This window comes from Chitinophaga sp. OAE865 (assembly GCF_040546735.1).
GTDB classification, from domain to species: Bacteria; Bacteroidota; Bacteroidia; order Chitinophagales; family Chitinophagaceae; genus Chitinophaga; species Chitinophaga polysaccharea_A.
Genome location: NZ_JBEPOF010000001.1, coordinates 5,796,027 through 5,813,834, shown reverse-complemented (window position 1 = coordinate 5,813,834; position 17,808 = coordinate 5,796,027). Strand labels below are relative to the sequence as shown.

Sequence of the window (17,808 nt, the reverse complement as noted above, 5' to 3'; positions counted from 1 at the left end):
GTTTACCTGGAAGGAAACCCGGGGGCTGCAAGGAGGGAAGCCCCAAAATTTATTTGCTTCCGGGCACCGCCTGTGGGGTAGTGGTAGGCCCTTCCACTACCAGCCTGCCATCTTTTAAAATCTTCATCCGGTCAATAAAAACAACGCGCTGATCGCCTGTGGCGGAAGTGCGGGCATGATATACACAAAGCATTTCTTTTCCATCCGGGGAGTAGGTGATGCTGTTATGCCCTGTTCCGGTAACGGTGCCGCCTTTTTCCACGTTTTTCTGCAACACAGGATTATTGGCGCCTTTTACAAAAGGGCCCAGGGGGCTTTTGGAAGTGGCATATCCTACGGCGTAGTTCTTACCGCCAAAATAGTTGGCAGAGTACATCATGTAATAGGTATCTCCCTTTTTAAAGGCAACGGAACCTTCCGTCCACCGGCGGTTCACTTCTTTTGAGGTAACGGAGCGGCTTTCCCATTCGGAATGCTTATCATTCATTTTAACAGGAGGACGTAATAACAGCACAGGCTCTCCGGTTACGCCGCTGAAATCAGGCTTCAGTTCCACGCCGTATACCCAGCTTTCCTCTATGGTATCAAACCATCCCTTTTGTTTGGCCCAGGTGGCTACTTCGCTTTCTACAGGGTGCTTGTAGCAGCAGCGGGAGTAGTAAAGATAAATTTTACCGCTCTTATCAAAGAGTACATTGGCATCAATAACAGGATAACCGGGATCAAAAACAGGGCGGTTGTTGATATCGGTGAATGGCCCGGTAGGGCGGTCGGCCACAGCCACGCCTATACGGAAATTCTCAAGTTCTTTATTGGGATTTTCTTTCCACTGGGCGCTGTAGAACATATAGAACTTACCTTTATATTCGTACACTTCAGGCGCCCAGTAAGCCCCGTTCCATGCGGCGGTAGAATCGCTCCAGCCGCCTTTGTTACCTGCATAATATACCTGGCCTTCATCTTTCCAGTTCACCAGGTCGGTAGAGGAATAAGCAGCAAACCCATTTTTGGCAATACCACCGGTGCCGTACATATAATATTTGTCGCCGTTAACATGCAGTACATACGGGTCGCCGAACTCCACCGGCAGCGGGTTCTGGTAAGTACGTGATTGCGCCGTTAACCCGTTTGTATACAGGGCTAATGTCAGCACTAAACATCCAATCGAAATCTTCATTATCTGATATTTATTTAAAAGCAAATGCCATCAAATATAATCATCAAAAGGAATTATTTATTTATTTCCGGTCTACCCATTCACTCACCAGTTTCTTGTTGGTTTCTAACAGAATTGGTATGCCTTGCAGCATGGATATTGTGTGGCAAAGGCATGGATGCTCCCCGGTTCAGCCATATTTCCCCCGTATATAAGCCATATTTCCCCCGGATATACCCTATATCTATACGATATGGCCTATCGTGGCCGCATTACTGCTTTACTTAAGGGTATAATATAAATATAACAGGGCGTTTATTTACGCTTCTCCGTTTTCTCTTCCCTCCCAATTTTGCAAATTCCATTCACTTATACTATTTTCATGGATCACTACCCGTTATGATCCACGCTAATGAACAGGAATTGTTGCTCTCCGTTGCCAACGGAGATGAACGGAGCTTCCAGGTTCTCGTTAAACAATACTGGCCACAGGTATACGGTACGGCGCTGCGCCTCACACGCTCGCCAGAACAGGCTAAAGACCTCTCACAGGATATTTTCATTAAGTTATGGAACAACCGGGCAAAGCTACCTGGTGTAGAAAAGGTAGGCACGTTCATTTATGTATGTGCCCGTAATCTTATCATGGATCACCTGGAGAAGAAGGTACTGCATACAGATAATATTGAATTCCTGGCCGATCATCTTTCGGAAGCGCCTTTCAGCGATGCCCAATCCGGGCTGGAATATAAGGAGCTGGAAAAGATCCTGCTGCTGGCCATTGAGCACCTCCCGGAAAAAGTGAAAACGGTTTTTGTACTGCACCGTTTCAATGGGTTAAGTCATGTACAGATCTCCCGGAAACTGAATATCTCCGTGGTAAGCTCACAAACCTATATTGTAAGGGCACTGCGCGGTATCCGGGAGTACCTGGGCCGGCATTCCGAAAGTGTTTTTGCGCTGCTGTTCCTGGCTTCCAATTATTTTTTATGAAATTTTCAATTTTACTGTCTTACCCCTGTTTTGTTTTCCGTCCTTATAACGGGGAGTATTAAATCTGCATCGGTATATGTCTGAAGTTACTTTTGAGGAATTATTTAAAAGATATATGAGCGGAGCGCTGAACGCGGAAGAGATCCGCTTGTTCAGGAGTATGGCCCTGCGGCCGGAAAACAAGGCCAGGCTCTCCCAATTGCTGCAGGAAGCCTTTAATGATCCGGACTATGCCGAGCAGGCGGATTTTGATGCAGGGGAAATGGCGGAAGAGATCATGATGAAGGCAAAACAAAGCGAGATGATACCGGTGCTGCATCCGGCCAGAAAACCCATTGTTGCCCGTTCCTGGTTCAAGTATGCGGCGGCAGCTGCTATCTTTTTATTGCTGCTGGCAGTAAGCTGGGAATGGAATACCCGTAAAAGAACAAGAGCGATAACGCAGGAAACACAGTTGAAACCCGGAACGGCACGCCCGGTGCTGATCCTGGGAGATGGCACCCGTATAGCGCTCGACAGTGCCGCTAACGGCGCCATCGCCCAACAGGGCTCCGCGCAGGTAATTAAGCTGGCCAACGGGCAGTTGGCTTATAAACAATTTTCACAGAAGAACACCGGCCTGGTATACAATACCATGCAAACACCTAACGGCTGCCTGTACCAGCTTATTTTACCGGACGGGTCACATGTGTGGCTCAACGCGGCATCTTCCATCCGTTACCCCGCTGCTTTTCCTGATGATAAAAGAATGGTGGAAGTTTCGGGAGAAGCCTACTTCGATATCGTTAAGGATGATAACAAACCATTCATCGTAACCGCCAAAGGCATGGAGGTACAGGTTTTGGGTACCGCCTTTAATATTATGGCCTACACCGATGAAGGCGCTGTGAAAACCACGCTGGTACAAGGCGCGGTAAAAATAAACGCCGGCAGGGTATTACACCCCGGTGAACAGGCGGTGTTGAGTACCTCCGGCGAATTAGTGATCAATAAGCCTGCTATGGAAGAAATACTGGGCTGGAAAAACGGGGAGTTTAATTTTAAGGAGACAAATATCAGCACCATTATGCGACAGGTAGCACGCTGGTATGATGTGGAAATAAAATACGAGGGAGATATGTCAGGCATTGAACTGTCGGGCATTGTAGCCAGAACAGCCACTATATCACAATTACTGAAAGCACTTGAACTGACCAAAATCGTACGTTTTAAGATACAGGGAAGAACTATTACCGTGATGCCTTATCATGAGGCCAATTAAATCAACCTTTTAAATGTATTTGTCATGACCTGATCGCTGCACGGATCACACATTGTATGCACATCAGCTGAAAAACCAATCGCCGAGGGGCCCCGGCATGGAGCGTTGTGTGCATACCCGGTTAAATTTCCACGTTTATGATTGCTAATATTTAAAATCCACGAGTTAAAATATGAAATTCCTTGTCACAGGTATTCTCCCGGCTGTAAAAAGATGGCCCGGCAAACCGCTATGGATTATTATGGCCATCCTGCTGCTGCATATAAGCGCCTATGCACAAAATGTAACTATCTCTGTAAAAAATGTTCCGCTGGAAAAAGTGTTCGCGCTGTTAAAACAACAAACAGGCTATTCTTTTATCTGGCGCGACCAGCCGCCTGCAGCGCTCAATAAAGTATCGCTGGAATGTAAGGACCAGCCGCTGGAACAGGTGCTGAAATCCTTCCTGGGCAATCTTTCCCTGCAGTATGAAATAACGGATAAAATAGTGGTGATCACTAAAAAGACATCACCGGTTCCGGCAGGAAAGGAGTTAAACAGGATCGCCGTATCCGGTAAAGTAGCCGATGAAAAAGGATACCCGCTGCCGGGAGTAAGCATCCGCGTAAAAGGTACTACGCTGGGCGCCACTACAGACAACCAGGGCAATTTTTCACTGGCCGTGCCGGATAACAACGCCGTTTTGGTATGCTCCTATGTTGGGTTCGAGCCAAAAGAAGTAAACGTTAACGGCCAGTCTTCCCTTAACATCATACTAAAGGTACAGAGCTCCTCGCTGAACGACCTGGTAGTGGTTGGCTATGGCACCCAGCAAAAAAAGAACCTCACTTCTTCAGTAAGCTCCATCAAAGGCAGTGAGCTTACCGGTGTAGCGGTAACCAGCCTGGACGCAGCCCTACAGGGAAAAGCGGCAGGCATCCAGGTAGTGCAGAACTCCGGCGCCCCCGGCGATGAAACGTATATCCGTATCCGTGGTAACGGGTCGCTGTTCGGCGAAAACCGCCCCCTGTACGTGATAGATGGTGTGCCTATGAGCAACCTTCCTGCAGCACAATACGGCGTTTCCGGCGACGGGCAAAGGATAGCCACTACCAATAACATCAACCCCAACGACATACAATCAGTAGAGATTCTGAAAGATGCCGCAGCTACCGCCATCTATGGCTCCAGGGGCGCTAACGGCGTTATCCTCATCACCACCAAAAGAGGTGCGGAGGGCAAGTCGCGCTTTAATTTCAATATGTATACCGGCGTGGCTGATATCCCCAAACGGCTGCCATTATTAAACGGGGAACAGTTTGTGGAGCTGTTCAAAGAATCCCGCGTGAATGCCGGCTTACCGGTAGATTCTGCGGTAGTGGTTACCGGCCGTAATACCGACTGGCAGGATGCTATTTTCAGATCAGCCCCGGTATCTAACTATAATCTGTCTATCTCCGGGGGAACAGGCAAAACATCACACTACGCATCGCTGGGTTACTTTGATCAGACAGGAACCATCGTCGGACTGCAGCATTACAAGCGTTTTAACGGGAGGGTGAACTTCGACTTTGCCGCTACCGACAAGCTGAAGATCGGCGTAAACGTAACAGGGGTAAGGTCTACCAATAACCGTATGGACAACAGCTTCTCCGGGCAATCTGTACTGGCGCTTGCCCTGATAGAAAATCCCAATGATCCCATCTATAATCCCAACGGAACATATTACACCGATAGGAACCGCCGCTGGACAAACCCCGTGATGATCGCTAATAATTTAAGGTTCCAGTCGATCGTAAACAGTTATATCGGCAATATTTATGGCGAATACAGCATACTACCCGGCCTGAAATTTAAAACCAGTTTTGGCTTCGATAATCAGCAGGTAACAGACGACCGATACCAGTCGAAACTGGTGAACAACGGCTCTGCAGCCAGCGGTTTTGTATCAGTGTTCACACAGTTCCTATGGGTGAATGAAAACACCTTATCCTATACACCCATGCTGAAAGGCCGGCACAAGTTAACCGCTTTGCTCGGGCAGAGCGCGCAGGAAGCGAATGTAAGAAGGATCAGCGTTTCGGGTAACACCAATTCAACCGATATCATACAGTCGGTAACCGGTTTTACCTCGCTGTCGGCGCCGCTTGACTACCGCTCGCAATGGGGGCTGGTATCTTATTTCGGCCGGTTGAGCTATAACTACGACGACCGTTACCTGCTGGAAGGCGTATTACGCACAGATGGTTCTTCCCGTTTCGGTAAAAACAGGCGCTATGGTTTCTTCCCTTCCGTGGCTGCAGGCTGGCGGGTTACCAACGAAGCTTTTATGAAACAACAGCGTTTTATTAATGAGCTGAAACTACGTGCAAGCATTGGCGTTACAGGCAACAACGAAGGGCTGGGGAGCGACTTTCCCGCACTCGCTACCTATTCTACCGGTTACAACTATGGCGCTGAAGCCGGTATTGCTGCCACCTCTTTATCCAATGTGGATTTAAGCTGGGAAGCGACCACCGCTACCAACCTCGGGCTGGACCTGAGTTTCTGGAATAACAGGATCAGTGTTGCCGTAGATGCCTATCGTAAACTGACCAACCGTTTGATCTTTAAACTGGATCTTCCCTATACCTCCGGCTTTGCACGTACCAATGGCGCCAACATCGGGCAGATGGTAAATAAAGGACTGGAGATAGGGATCAACACCGATAATATCCGCGGTAAGTTCACCTGGAACACCAACTTCAACCTGTATTTCAACAGGAATAAAATTACCAGCCTGCCTGAAACCGTGGCCGGCGACCCTTCCAGCTCCGACTTCACAGAAAGTCTGCCCGGATCATTCGGCACCACATTGCCTACCAGTATTTTTCGTGTAGGCGAATCCGTTGGCTCCTTCTTTGGCTACCGCAGCAAAGGAGTAGATCCGAAAACCGGGAACATGGTGTATGATGATATTAATAACGATGGCAGGATAACGGCAGCCGACCGCGTGATCCTGGGCAATGCGTTGCCGGATTACACCGGTGGCATCACCAATACCTTTGGCTATAAGGGAATAGACCTGAGCTTTTTCCTGTACTGGTCGTATGGCAACGAGGTGTATAACCAAACACGCAGCATGCTGGAGCGTATGAGCGGCTATAATAACGGCGACGCACGTACGCTGAACCGATGGACCCCGCAAAATCCCAATACGGATGTCCCCAAGGCCGTGTTCAATGATCCTGTTACGCCTAACAGTTTGACCAATGGAGAGGTATCGCACCGTTTCGTGGAAGACGGTTCCTTTATCAGGATGAAGAATATTACACTGGGATACACTTTTAAGCCCGACCTGCTGAAGAAGGTAAGGATCAGCAGCGCCAGGGTATACGCCAGCGCGCAGAACCTTTTCATTATCACCGGCTATTCCGGCCTGGACCCTGAATCGCAGAACCAGTCGGTGAAGAACTCACAGCTGGGGATCGATTGGGCAGTACAGCCGCAGGCGCGCACCTTCCTGCTTGGATTAAATGTGAACTTTTAAAAGCAGCCACTATGAAAAAATTACGACTCATATATCTTCTCATTGTATTGGCTTCCTGTACAAAAGTGCTGGACCAGGTACCTGAGTACACTATTGCAGATGAAAATTTCTGGCAAACCGCCAACGATGCGGAAAGCGCTGCAGTAGGCATTTACCCGGCCATACAAAGTATGGCCATGCAGTTCCCCGTAGCTTTCGATGCGGCGTCTGATGCTACTACGGCCTTACTGATCAATTACAGTCCTTTTACCAATCACGGTATCCCGGTAGATAACCCTCTTGTGGCCAGTTACTGGCAGAATAATTACACGGGTATTGGTCGCGCTAACGATTTGCTGAAACATGTGCCCGGTATGAAAGACAGCCTGTTTGTAGCCGGAAGGAAACAGCAGTTGCTGGGAGAAGCCTATTTCCTGCGGGCATATTTTTATTTTAACCTGGTAAAGGCATACGGTCCTGTACCACTGGTGCTGGAACCTTATACTTCTTTCAATGCTGATTTTACGGTGCCGCGCTCATCGGTTGACAGTGTTTTCGGGCAGATCATTTCGGATCTGAAACAGGCCGAAGCCATGTTGCCGGCTACCTTCGCGGCTGCTTCAGCCACCCGCGGAAGGGCCAGCCAGGGTGGGGCTAAAGCGTTATTGGCAAAGGCTTACCTGAGTATAAAGAATTATGACGCTGCAGCCGCCAAAGCCCTTGAAGTAATGAACAGCCCCGTGTACACACTGGTAAGTGGCAGCACTGCCTACAGTAATATGTTTTCTCCCAGTGGTAAAAACGGCACCGAAGCGATATTTGAAATACAGTTTGTCAGCTCCTCTTCGCAGGCCAATGGACTGTTTAGTTTATACGTGCCCGTGAATGGTATTCCCGCAGGCATACAACCGGGCAGTTACCAGATAACGCCCACCACAAAGATCATTAACGCCTATGAAACCGGCGATATCCGGAAGAATGCCGCCCTGGGGCTCACCACTTCTGATCCTGCGCTGCCCTACGTAAATAAATATACCCGCTTAACCAGCGGCACAGAGCCTGATATTATTGCGTTGCGGCTGGCAGATATTATCCTCGTAAGAGCAGAAGCGCTGAACAACCTGGGGAAAACAGCCGAGGCTATTGAAGCGTTGAACATCATACGCCGCAGGGCTTTCGCGGAGCCATTGACCACACCGGGCATGCACGATTTTCCTTATGGCGGTGAAACAGATCTTGCCTTGGCAATAGAAAATGAACGCTTCAAGGAACTGGCTTTTGAAGGGCACCGCTTTTATGACCTGGTGCGCACCGGCAGGGCAGAAGCCGTGTTAGGCATTACGGCCAACCAGACGTTGTGGCCCGTTCCTTTGAGGGAAATAGGCCGTAACCCGCGACTGGTACAGAATAACGGATACTAACATCTAAACTGATAAAGATGAAACATATTATCTCCACGTTATGGCTGTTGTTAACAGCCGGTTTCAGCTATGCACAGTATACCACTACCTGGGTGGGTAATACTTTTTCTGATGTTACCCACTATGTAGGCAATTGCGCCCGCTCTATGTGGGTATCGCCGGAGGGAGTAATATATACAGCGTCCTTATGGGATGAGAAAGGCCGCAATATAGGTATCTATCAGAACGGAGCTACCATTGGAGGCATGGGCGGTACCAAAGAATCGCAGGGCAGCGCTATAGGCGGCAATGCCACCTATATATTCACCGCACAGCAGGCCCCCAACAGTGGTAAAATAGGCCGTTACAACCGCAGCACCAAACTGCGCGACCTGTTGTTTACCGCCAGTACAGGCACGGGCGATGCCATTACAGGCATTGCTGTTTCGGCCGGCCGCGTGTTTGTAAGCGACTCCAGCGGCAACCGGGTGGCAGTATTCACCACCGGCGGCGCACTGATAAGGCAATGGGCGGTTACCTCGCCCGGCCCCATTGCTATCGATAGCTCCGGCGCGGTATGGGTAGTGCAGCTGGGTAGCGGCAACATCCGCCGGTTCGACTCCACCGGCGTGGCCGGCATCGTGTTGAATGTGGGTACCACATCCCGCCTCTCGGCGTTGTATGCCGACAGCGCCCGGGGACAACTACTGGTGGGCGACCAGGGACCGGATATGAATATCAAAATTTATACAAACCTAACGGGAACGCCCGTACTGAGCAGCACCTTCGGCGCGTCAGGCGGTTATCTCAATGAAACCGGCGGTATCCGCGGCGCCACGGGCGACAAGCGTTTCACAAGGGTAGTGGGTATTGGACGCGATGCTTCCGGAAAACTATATGTACTGAATAATCCATGGGGAGGCACCTGGGACCTGGGCCGCAACGGCGCTACCGATATTCATTGCTACAGCACCGGCGGCGCCCTGATGTGGACCCTGCAGGCGCTTAACTTTGAAGGCTGCGCCGCCGCAGATGCCGGCACAGATGGCGAATTACTTTACAGCGGCAATATCATTTACTCCTATACCGGTACCGACGGTGGGGCTTATGTGGCCAACACTGTTGACCCATACCGTTACCCCTGGGATGCGCGCATCCAGATGAGCGACCGCGCGCGGGGCCAACATTTTGGGCACCTCGCCAATGTAGGAGGGCACCGTATCCTGGTGGCCAATAACCAGAACGCAGATGTTTTCTATACCTATTATTTCAATCCTGCTACAGACGGATATATCGCTATCCCCGGCGATACGATCACGAAAGTAAGGAACGGCTTTTGCCTGGATTCCCTGGGAGATATCTGGATCTCACAGGATAAAACAAATGCCATCCAGCATTACCCGCTTACAGGATTTGCGGCTAACGGAAAACCCATCTGGGGACCAGTGATCTCAACACCTACGCCTGCTTCCATTGCGCGGCTGAACCAGCTGCAATACATCCCTGCCAGCGATGTAATGGTACTGGCCGGCGGCAGCACCGACTGGACACTGATCGGTAACCGCATAGAAGTATATCATGGCTGGCTGGCCGGAAATCGTACCCCCGATACCGTTATTACGCTCAGCAGGGCCCAGGCGAAGTCGATGTCGGCTGCGGGCAATTATCTTTTTGTGGGTTATTATGCTATTCCTGATATCGATGTATTTGACCTTAGCACCGGCGCACTGGTACTTACCATGAACAGCAGCAATCCCAATGTATACGTGGGCAATGACGTGGACTCGCAGTATGGGATCAAAGCCTATCACCGGTCCACCGGTGAATACATGATCACCAAAGACGATTACAACGCCAACAAGATAGTATTGTACCTGTGGACACCGCCAGCCGCAGCAGCAGATTCAGGCGGCTTTGCCGCCGGAAAACTGTTGCCCGCTACCTCCGGGCTAAGCGTATATCCGAACCCGGTAGTGAGCACCTTGAACATCAACATCAAACTGGCAAAGCCCACAGCATGTATGATCAGCATTTATGATCTCTCCGGGAAAGTGGTGAAAACAACCGCAGCAAAAAGCAACGGGCCATGGAACATAGATGTAAGCAGCCTGCCGCAAAGCGCCTACATACTGGTGATCACAGATGCGGGTAATGGCCGGATAATAGGCCAGCGTAAGTTTATAAAGCAATAACAGATGAAATATTTATGGATTACAGCGCTGATGATGATCAGTGCAGGGAGTGGTATGGCCCAGATGAAAGCGCCGGAAGACTGGGTGAACTATGAAACGGTAATGGGCGTACGAAATAACCAGCGGCATTATGATTATGATGTGGTATTGGCAGGTGCATCCAATCCTGCCAACGTGTTATGGCCCGGTGAGCAGCCTTCCTACACCATACAGGTGGTGAACCGGCTGGATGAACCAATGGTTGCCGAAGGAAAAATAGAGCTGATCAGCTATGGTACCAAAGGCCGTCCTGGCGATATATGGCTGCCGGAGATGGTAAAGTTTGCCACTATCAGCACTACCCCGGTGAAAGTGAATATCTCTCCGAAAGGATATATCAATATCGATCATCTTCCCATTATACCACCCCGCTTTGGCGGTTATGCGCTGGTGATGGACCTCGGTAAATACGGTCGTCGTTTTATTACCAGCCTGGTACGCACCTTCGCTGCCAATCCGCAACGTATCCAGTATCCCAAACAATCGCTCGATGATATGGGCGCTGATTTCCTGCAAAGAGTAGGCGTGCAGGCTATCCGTATGGGAGTGGATTATACGCCTGCTAACGCGGAAGACTATACGGCAAAAATGAAAGAGATAGACCGTAAGTTAAAAGCATATAAAGAGAAGAATATTACCGTATTGCTGATGTTTGGTGCAGGCACCGCTCCTCAGCCTTTTGGAAGGCCACGTTCTTTTCTCGACTCCGCTGGGGTGATGAAGAAAACCAAGCAGGACATGGTATGGATGCCTTCGTCTGATAATGATTTCAGGGAATTTGTGCATCGTCTCTGTGTGCAGTATGGCTGGCCCAAAGGACCGGTTACGGCTGTTTCTCTGTGGAATGAGCCCTGGGAGGGATTGTCTATTTCCGGGTGGCAATCGGATATCCTGCGTTATCGCGAAATATATACCGTAATGGCGGATGCCGTGCTGGACGCCCGTAAAAAGGGGGCTGATGTGCTGGTAGGCGGCGGCGATTCCAATTCCAATGCCTGGGATAAACTTTTTGCAGATGGAAAAATGACGTTCCTGCCCATCTTCGATTTCTGTTCCATTCACTACCAGGGGATGGAGTCGCCCGCTCTTTATCCCGAATGGGTGAACCGCAAATCGCCTCATGGCCGGGTAAAGATCTGGGACACAGAAAGCTGGGTAGGCAATACCGACGATCGTATAGGCCTTACCGTAGCCACTAACCGCTCCGCAGGATACGACCGTTCCATGGGCATTTACGCGGGATACATGTATACCGGCGGCAGGGGCAGCGAACATTTTACCCGTAAAATATATACGCCTTCCGGCGTGAAAGAGATTACGCGCATTCCTGATACCTGGTCGCAGGCCGCTGCCCTGGGCGCAGTGCAGCACCTGATAGGGGAGCGGGATTTTAAACAGCTGCTGTTTACCAAAGGCCTGCCCTGGGTAATGGTGTTCGACGGCCTGGAAAAGAATGCGGATGATGGCACCGTAGTGATATGTGGCGACATAGGCGAGGCATTTGGCCCGGAACAGGTGCTGTTCAGGGAAGTGCGCGGACTTGCACAAACGGCCGCGGCTGAAAAGCTGCGGGCCGCCGGCCAGCCAACGCCTTATGAGCCATTGTCGGGCGGGAAGATGATCCTGCCAGCCAATTTCCGGTTGTTTGATTTTTATGGCAATCCTGTTTTACCGGTAGCGGGTAAGCTGGAAATACCGCTGAACAGCCAGGGATATTATCTTCGCACCAATGGCGCCAAAGGTTCCTTTGCCGCTATGCTTGCTGCGCTGAAAACCGCGCGCATAGAAGGATATGAACCGGTGGAGATCATCCCGGAAGATATGACGGCCCGTATTGAGCAACAACCGGTGATGCCGTTACAACTGACCAATATCCTGAACCGCCCGGTACAGGGCCGTTTACAGGTAAGCCTGGGCAACCTGCGTGTTGAAGCGCCGGCTACCGTGAAACTGGCGCCGCATGAAACCATTACTATTCCTGTAAAGATAAAAAGCGGGGCTGCTTCGGTAAATAATACCTACCCGTTGTCCGTTCACTTTGATGCAGGAGCGGATGGCTCCGCAGTGCATTATGAAGATATGCACGTAAACCTTATCTCACGGTTAAGTATACACGTAGACGGGCAGCTGGACGACTGGAAAACGGCATTGCCCCAAACAGTAAGCAGCCAGGGCAATGCAGCTGTTACTTTAACGGAAGCTGCCTGGTACCCTTTCGCAAATTTCGATACCCGGGCCAATGGTTATGCCAACGGCTATTTTGCCTACGATGACCACTATTTTTATTTTGCCGCTAAAGCGGCCGACAGTACGCCGCATCCGGGTACTTACCGTTTTGAGCATCGCCCGGACGACGAGTTCTTTTATCCCGATACCGCTTATGCCATGGACATGCAGGAGTCGCTGATCAGCAAAGAAGGCAACGCGCCGGCAGAAGGGGCTTCCGCATTGCAGCTGCCCACCGGCGATGGCCGCATTATGCATTACCTGGAAAGCAGTGATAATACCAATTCCTTTGGTGTGGATCTTCAGCTGGATGCGCCCACGCAGGTAGCATTATACCTGCCGGCGCTACGGGTGCCTAACCTGGTGCTGGAAGTGTATAGTGACAACCGCCGCCTGTTGCAGCGTAACATTACCAACCTCTGGAGCGGCGCCTGGGAGGTATTGCAGCTGCAGGGCAAAGTGCGGATTGTACTGCACAGCAACGGCTGGTGGTATACACCCAAACTGGCCGCACTGATGTTTGATGCACCGTTTGCCACCAGGGATATTTTTGTGAAAGAAGACCTTGACACCCGGGGCAACTGGAAAGGTGTATACGGCAGGGCAGGGCATTATATAGTGGGTGCTCCGCCGCAATTACCGGATGGAGTAACGTTATCGCTGGTAGATAAACCGGTGAAATTTCCGCTGATATGGCCCTCCGGCGTACGGCATTATACTTACCGTAAAAATCCTGTAACGCCGGATAATTCCGGCCTGGGATACGCTTATGATAATGTGTTGCTGGCCTTTAATGTGTTGCCGGAAGGAAAGGATGGCATGCTGGCATATCCGCCCGGCACCATGCCGCGTTATACCGGGTACAAATGTACCGATTATGAATATGCGCTTAACCAGGTAGCGCCGGAATATGGCGGCGGTACTGAGATCTGGCGGTTGCTGGCCCCGGGCCTGAACCGGAAACACTTTTTCCCCAGGCAGCCTGAGTCGGACGGCGAGGGACCGGTGAAGAACGGCCGCCTTGCAGTGCGGAGAGAAGGCAATACCCTGATCACGGAATGCGCTATTCCCTGGTCTGAGCTGCCGGATGTAAAAGCCGCCATTGACAAAGGACAGCCGGTGAAGTTATCGTTCCGGGTGAATGATAACGGTGCGCCGGGCAGCTGCATGGAACTGGCGAAGGAGCGTAGCGTTTCAAAACGGAATGCAAGAGCCTTTCATCCCGATTGGAAAGCGCATTGGGCCAATGAAGTGAAATTTGGTGCGGAGTAGGGAATTATTTTCTGTCCATTATTTGTTGCAATGCAGGTTTCAGCGCCAGGGCGTGCCCATGCCCGAAGGTGACCATCACGCGGTTGTATTTATCCAGCGCATGGTCTATTTTGTCGAGCAGTATACTGTCCCTCACCATTTTCGAGGTACGGCCTATGGCGCAGAACCTGCAATCGCCCCCGTTGATGTAGTCAAATTTTTCTATCTCCGGTGTGAGCTTAGCCTCAAACGGCACTCCGGTGTATTGCTGGTATAACTGTTTAAAACCTCCGAATGATTTTTGTTGGGCGGTTACCGGGAAGCCTTCTTTTACAAACCAGTCCTCAATGGCTTTACTGTAAACTGTTTCAAAAGGCTCATTGCCGTAGGCGCCATACAGGTAAGGGATTACCAGGCGTTCCATTATATAGTAAAGCAACAGCTGGTCCTGCGGGTATCTTTTCAGGGTGATGGAAAATTCAACACTATCCTCTGTATCACCGTTCATCATCCGGATGCCTGCTTTATCGCTCAGGTATTTCAGGCAGCCCGGTTCCCCTCTCCGCGAAGCCGCGTCATTCAGCGATGAAAAGTGCGTACTGTCCGGCATTTGTCCTCCTTCATTAAAGGTGATCCCGGGTTTCAGGTCATTAAAGTATTGTTCTATCGCCTTAAATTGTGGATGGGTAGAATCCCTGTTGTGGTCACAGCCAATAAATACCAGCCGCTTATCTTTATTAGCCAGGTCAATGATGTAAGGCGGCTTAATAGTATCCATCATTTTGCCTACTGTAACATAATCTATCGTATGGAGCTTTTCTTTAACAGGAGTATGGCAGGCAATAATGCCTGTTGCCAGTACCAGGTATTTTTTCATTATACTTTAAGTGTTAAATTATCATGAATAACTGTCTGTTATTTATCTTTTAAAGATAAAATATCCGGACATATATCATGAATAAAATTGTTACCTTCCTCTTGTGTTATTTTTAAACAGAAACAATTAAACGTAACCAATATGAGCTATGATATACAATTATACAGCAGCGAAACCAAAGCGAAGGAACAACAGTCAGGCGACAAGAATTTCCTCGACAATAAAGATAACCTTGTGCCCTTTAGTAAGGAACAGGTTCAACAGTTAAAAGACAGGTTAATAAATTATGATTATATATTGGAGAGAGAAGATAAGAACGGGTTAACGTTCAGGCATGCAGAATATGGCATCAGTGCACTGCTCACCGGCAGGGGATTATATTTCACCGCCGGCTGGGGCGAAGAGAATATTTTTGAAGCAGGGATGGCCGCCTCTGAATTTACAGATAGCGGGGAATTTGAAAAATATGACCCGCAGAATGGTGGCTGGGAAGAGTTTTGAAGATAGCATTATCATAAATTATAACGTACACGCCGTGTTGCAGATTCTGCAACACGGCGTGTACGTTTAGTACCCCGTCCATAAACCTCACTAAATACCGCGTAAAATCCGTTTACTGGCGATATATCGTGACACGATATACCGGCGCTTTTGATTAAATGATTGATTTGAAATGTGTTAACCTGGTGGCACAAGGGTTGTAAATCCCATGTTGCAATAATAGTGTTGCGTTATCACAAAAAACAAACAACATGAAAGCTCTTCCTCAGATCCTGCAGCGGTTCTTTTCGCGCGACGATGTAAAGGCGCCGGTTATCACGGTGCAAACAGCCCTGGAACCCACTCATGAAAAGGATACCTACCAGGGGGGCGAATTCCTGGATGATCTTATCAGGGAAGATGACCAGGAAGAAGGAGAAGTAAATCCACAGGTTTCTTAATGAAAGGTACATGCATATAGGTAAATCATATAAGCTGGTTGATTTTCTCTTCTGGACAAGGAGAAGGATTTATACACTGATCATACTGGACACCATACCGGTGGTACTTTACCAGCTCGTGGGAATAAAGTGGCTGGTGGTTCCATGGGTAGTGGTGGCGCTGTTGGGCACAGCTACCGCCTTTATAGTAGGGTTTAAAAACACACAAACGTATAACCGTACCGGTAATGGCCATGATATATGGACCAACATCCGCAATCTTAGTATCAGCTGGGGAATGTTGTGCCGTGATTATTTTAAGGACGGGGAATTTGTCCGCCTGCTGGTGTATCGCCATTTTGCGTGGCTTACGGTATTGCGTTACCAGATGCGGGAAGGCCGGGTATGGGAAGTGGCGGATGCCCGTTACAATGCGGAGTACCAGCGTTATTACACCATCCCGGAGCGGAAGCATGCCTTCAAAGACGAGATCCTGAAATATATAACGGCAGAAGAGTGGTCTTACGTTGCAGGAACCCGCAGCCAGGGAATCCAGTTACTGGCCCTGCAAAGCCAGGCGCTTAAAGCAGTATATGAGAAGCAGGAAATAGTAGTGGCCCAATATGCGGAGCTGCAACGTACTATTAATGGCTTTATTACGCAGCAGGGATTATGTGAATCGCTTAAAGATACGCCCTACCCGCGGCAGTACTCGATCGTCAATACCATTTTTGTGAGCATGTTCTGTTTCCTGCTGCCGTATGGTTTGCTGCAGGAGTTTGACCAGCTGAATGCCGCGGTAACAGGGTTGATGAAAGGACATATGATCTGGCTGCTGATCCCTTTTTGCGTGATCGTATCCTGGATGTATACCTCCCTGGAGCAGGTAGGGGAAAGCACGGAATACCCGTTTGAAGGGAGCGCCAATGATGTGCCTATATCGCAGATCTGCAGGGCCATTGAAATAGATCTGCGGGAGATGCTGGGCGAAACTGAACTGCCGGCTCCGGTAGCTCCGCAGAATGATATCCTTGTTTAATATTCATCTCTGAAAAAAAAATCCTGGAATTTGTCTAATCCGGAAAAGTCAGTTGTTATTAAGATAATAAACCAATAAATCAAATAAAGTAAAATGGAACAAAGAATTAACTTTCAGGAAAAAGGACCGGGGGCGGTGAAAACACTTTTTCATACCGGTGCGTATCTGAAAAAGTCCTCTATAGAGGAGAAATTACAGGAACTGGTTTCCTTCCGGGTATCGCAGATCAATGGCTGCGCTTATTGTCTTGATATGCATGGAAAAGATGCACGCGCCCATGGTGAAACAGAGCAGCGTTTATATGCTTTAAACGCATGGAGGGAAACACCGTTCTTTACCACCAGGGAAAGAGCCGCGCTGGCGTGGGCGGAGGCGGTAACCAGCTGCCATGTACCGGATGAAGTGTATACCAGGGTAAAAGAGCAATTCACTGATGAGGAACTGGTAGACCTGACGCTGGCTGTTACCACCATCAATACCTGGAACCGTTTTAACATTGCTTTCACCACGCCTGCCTTTGTTGGTACTTACCAGGTAGGACAGTTCGGGTGAAGCATCGCCAAGGCATATTAAAACCCATGATATATGAATGATTTCTTATTGGTATTCCGCAGAGACTACAAAACAAAGGAAGTGCAGCCATCACCGGAAGAACTGCAGGCGCATCTGAGCAGGTGGAGGGAATGGTTTGATGATCTGAAGGCGCGCGACGTGCTTGCAAGGCCGCTCCAGCCGTGGGAAGGTGCAGGAAAGGTAGTGAAGCACGACAAGAGCGTAACGGATGGCCCTTATGCGGAGATCAAGGAATCTATCGGAGGGTTTATTGTGATCAGGGCAGAGAGCTATGACGAAGCGGTGAAAATAGCCGGTGAAGCGCCGATCCTGGAACTTGGAGGAACGGTGGAGATACGTATGGCAGTGGGATAACACAGCAACAAATAAGAATGCCTTTCTTACTTTTGTAACA

At 49.6% G+C, this 17,808-nt stretch carries 13 protein-coding genes; 11 read left to right on the top strand and 2 right to left on the bottom strand.

Going from position 1 to position 17,808, the window contains the following annotated elements:
• Positions 1-49: 49 nt before the first annotated feature.
• Positions 50-1,177 carry a glycoside hydrolase family 43 protein gene (locus ABIE50_RS23275; RefSeq protein ID WP_209859178.1) on the bottom strand — a complete coding sequence of 376 codons (1,128 nt, stop codon included), beginning with the start codon at positions 1,175-1,177 and terminating at the stop codon, positions 50-52.
• A 378-nt stretch (positions 1,178-1,555) separates the two neighbouring features.
• On the opposite strand from ABIE50_RS23275, the gene ABIE50_RS23270 reads away from it, so the two are divergent.
• The 6 genes from ABIE50_RS23270 to ABIE50_RS23245 all read left to right on the top strand — a co-directional run bounded on the left by ABIE50_RS23270 (position 1,556) and on the right by ABIE50_RS23245 (position 14,026).
• The gene (locus ABIE50_RS23270) at positions 1,556-2,149 is read left to right on the top strand and encodes an RNA polymerase sigma factor (protein WP_209859179.1); all 594 of its coding nucleotides are present in this window, start codon (positions 1,556-1,558) and stop codon (positions 2,147-2,149) included.
• A 76-nt stretch (positions 2,150-2,225) separates the two neighbouring features.
• The gene (locus ABIE50_RS23265; protein WP_209859181.1) at positions 2,226-3,410 is read left to right on the top strand and encodes a FecR family protein; all 1,185 of its coding nucleotides are present in this window, start codon (positions 2,226-2,228) and stop codon (positions 3,408-3,410) included.
• Positions 3,411-3,582: 172 nt separating this feature from the next.
• Positions 3,583-6,918: a TonB-dependent receptor gene (locus ABIE50_RS23260; protein WP_209859183.1), complete on the top strand. Its 3,336-nt coding sequence runs from the start codon at positions 3,583-3,585 to the stop codon at positions 6,916-6,918.
• 11 nt (positions 6,919-6,929) lie between these two features.
• Positions 6,930-8,318 carry a RagB/SusD family nutrient uptake outer membrane protein gene (locus tag ABIE50_RS23255; protein WP_209859185.1) on the top strand — a complete coding sequence of 463 codons (1,389 nt, stop codon included), beginning with the start codon at positions 6,930-6,932 and terminating at the stop codon, positions 8,316-8,318.
• A 17-nt stretch (positions 8,319-8,335) separates the two neighbouring features.
• Positions 8,336-10,489: a T9SS type A sorting domain-containing protein gene (locus tag ABIE50_RS23250; RefSeq protein WP_209859187.1), complete on the top strand. Its 2,154-nt coding sequence runs from the start codon at positions 8,336-8,338 to the stop codon at positions 10,487-10,489.
• 3 nt (positions 10,490-10,492) lie between these two features.
• Positions 10,493-14,026, top strand: a complete 3,534-nt coding sequence (locus ABIE50_RS23245; RefSeq protein WP_209859189.1) for a DOMON domain-containing protein — start codon at positions 10,493-10,495, stop codon at positions 14,024-14,026.
• Positions 14,027-14,030: 4 nt separating this feature from the next.
• On the opposite strand, the gene ABIE50_RS23240 is transcribed toward ABIE50_RS23245, so the two are convergent.
• On the bottom strand, positions 14,031-14,882 hold the full coding sequence (locus ABIE50_RS23240) for a hypothetical protein (RefSeq protein WP_209859191.1): 852 nt from the start codon (positions 14,880-14,882) through the stop codon (positions 14,031-14,033).
• A gap of 141 nt (positions 14,883-15,023) precedes the next feature.
• On the opposite strand from ABIE50_RS23240, the gene ABIE50_RS23235 reads away from it, so the two are divergent.
• The 5 genes from ABIE50_RS23235 to ABIE50_RS23215 all read left to right on the top strand — a co-directional run bounded on the left by ABIE50_RS23235 (position 15,024) and on the right by ABIE50_RS23215 (position 17,768).
• Complete coding sequence (locus ABIE50_RS23235; protein ID WP_209859193.1) at positions 15,024-15,383, top strand: hypothetical protein; 360 nt, start codon at positions 15,024-15,026, stop codon at positions 15,381-15,383.
• Between the two features lie 251 nt (positions 15,384-15,634).
• The gene (locus tag ABIE50_RS23230; protein ID WP_209859195.1) at positions 15,635-15,823 is read left to right on the top strand and encodes a hypothetical protein; all 189 of its coding nucleotides are present in this window, start codon (positions 15,635-15,637) and stop codon (positions 15,821-15,823) included.
• A 10-nt stretch (positions 15,824-15,833) separates the two neighbouring features.
• Positions 15,834-16,841: a bestrophin family protein gene (locus ABIE50_RS23225; protein WP_209859197.1), complete on the top strand. Its 1,008-nt coding sequence runs from the start codon at positions 15,834-15,836 to the stop codon at positions 16,839-16,841.
• Positions 16,842-16,934: 93 nt separating this feature from the next.
• Positions 16,935-17,393 carry a carboxymuconolactone decarboxylase family protein gene (locus ABIE50_RS23220; RefSeq protein ID WP_209859198.1) on the top strand — a complete coding sequence of 153 codons (459 nt, stop codon included), beginning with the start codon at positions 16,935-16,937 and terminating at the stop codon, positions 17,391-17,393.
• 33 nt (positions 17,394-17,426) lie between these two features.
• Complete coding sequence (locus ABIE50_RS23215; protein WP_142688172.1) at positions 17,427-17,768, top strand: YciI family protein; 342 nt, start codon at positions 17,427-17,429, stop codon at positions 17,766-17,768.
• Positions 17,769-17,808 lie beyond the last annotated feature (40 nt).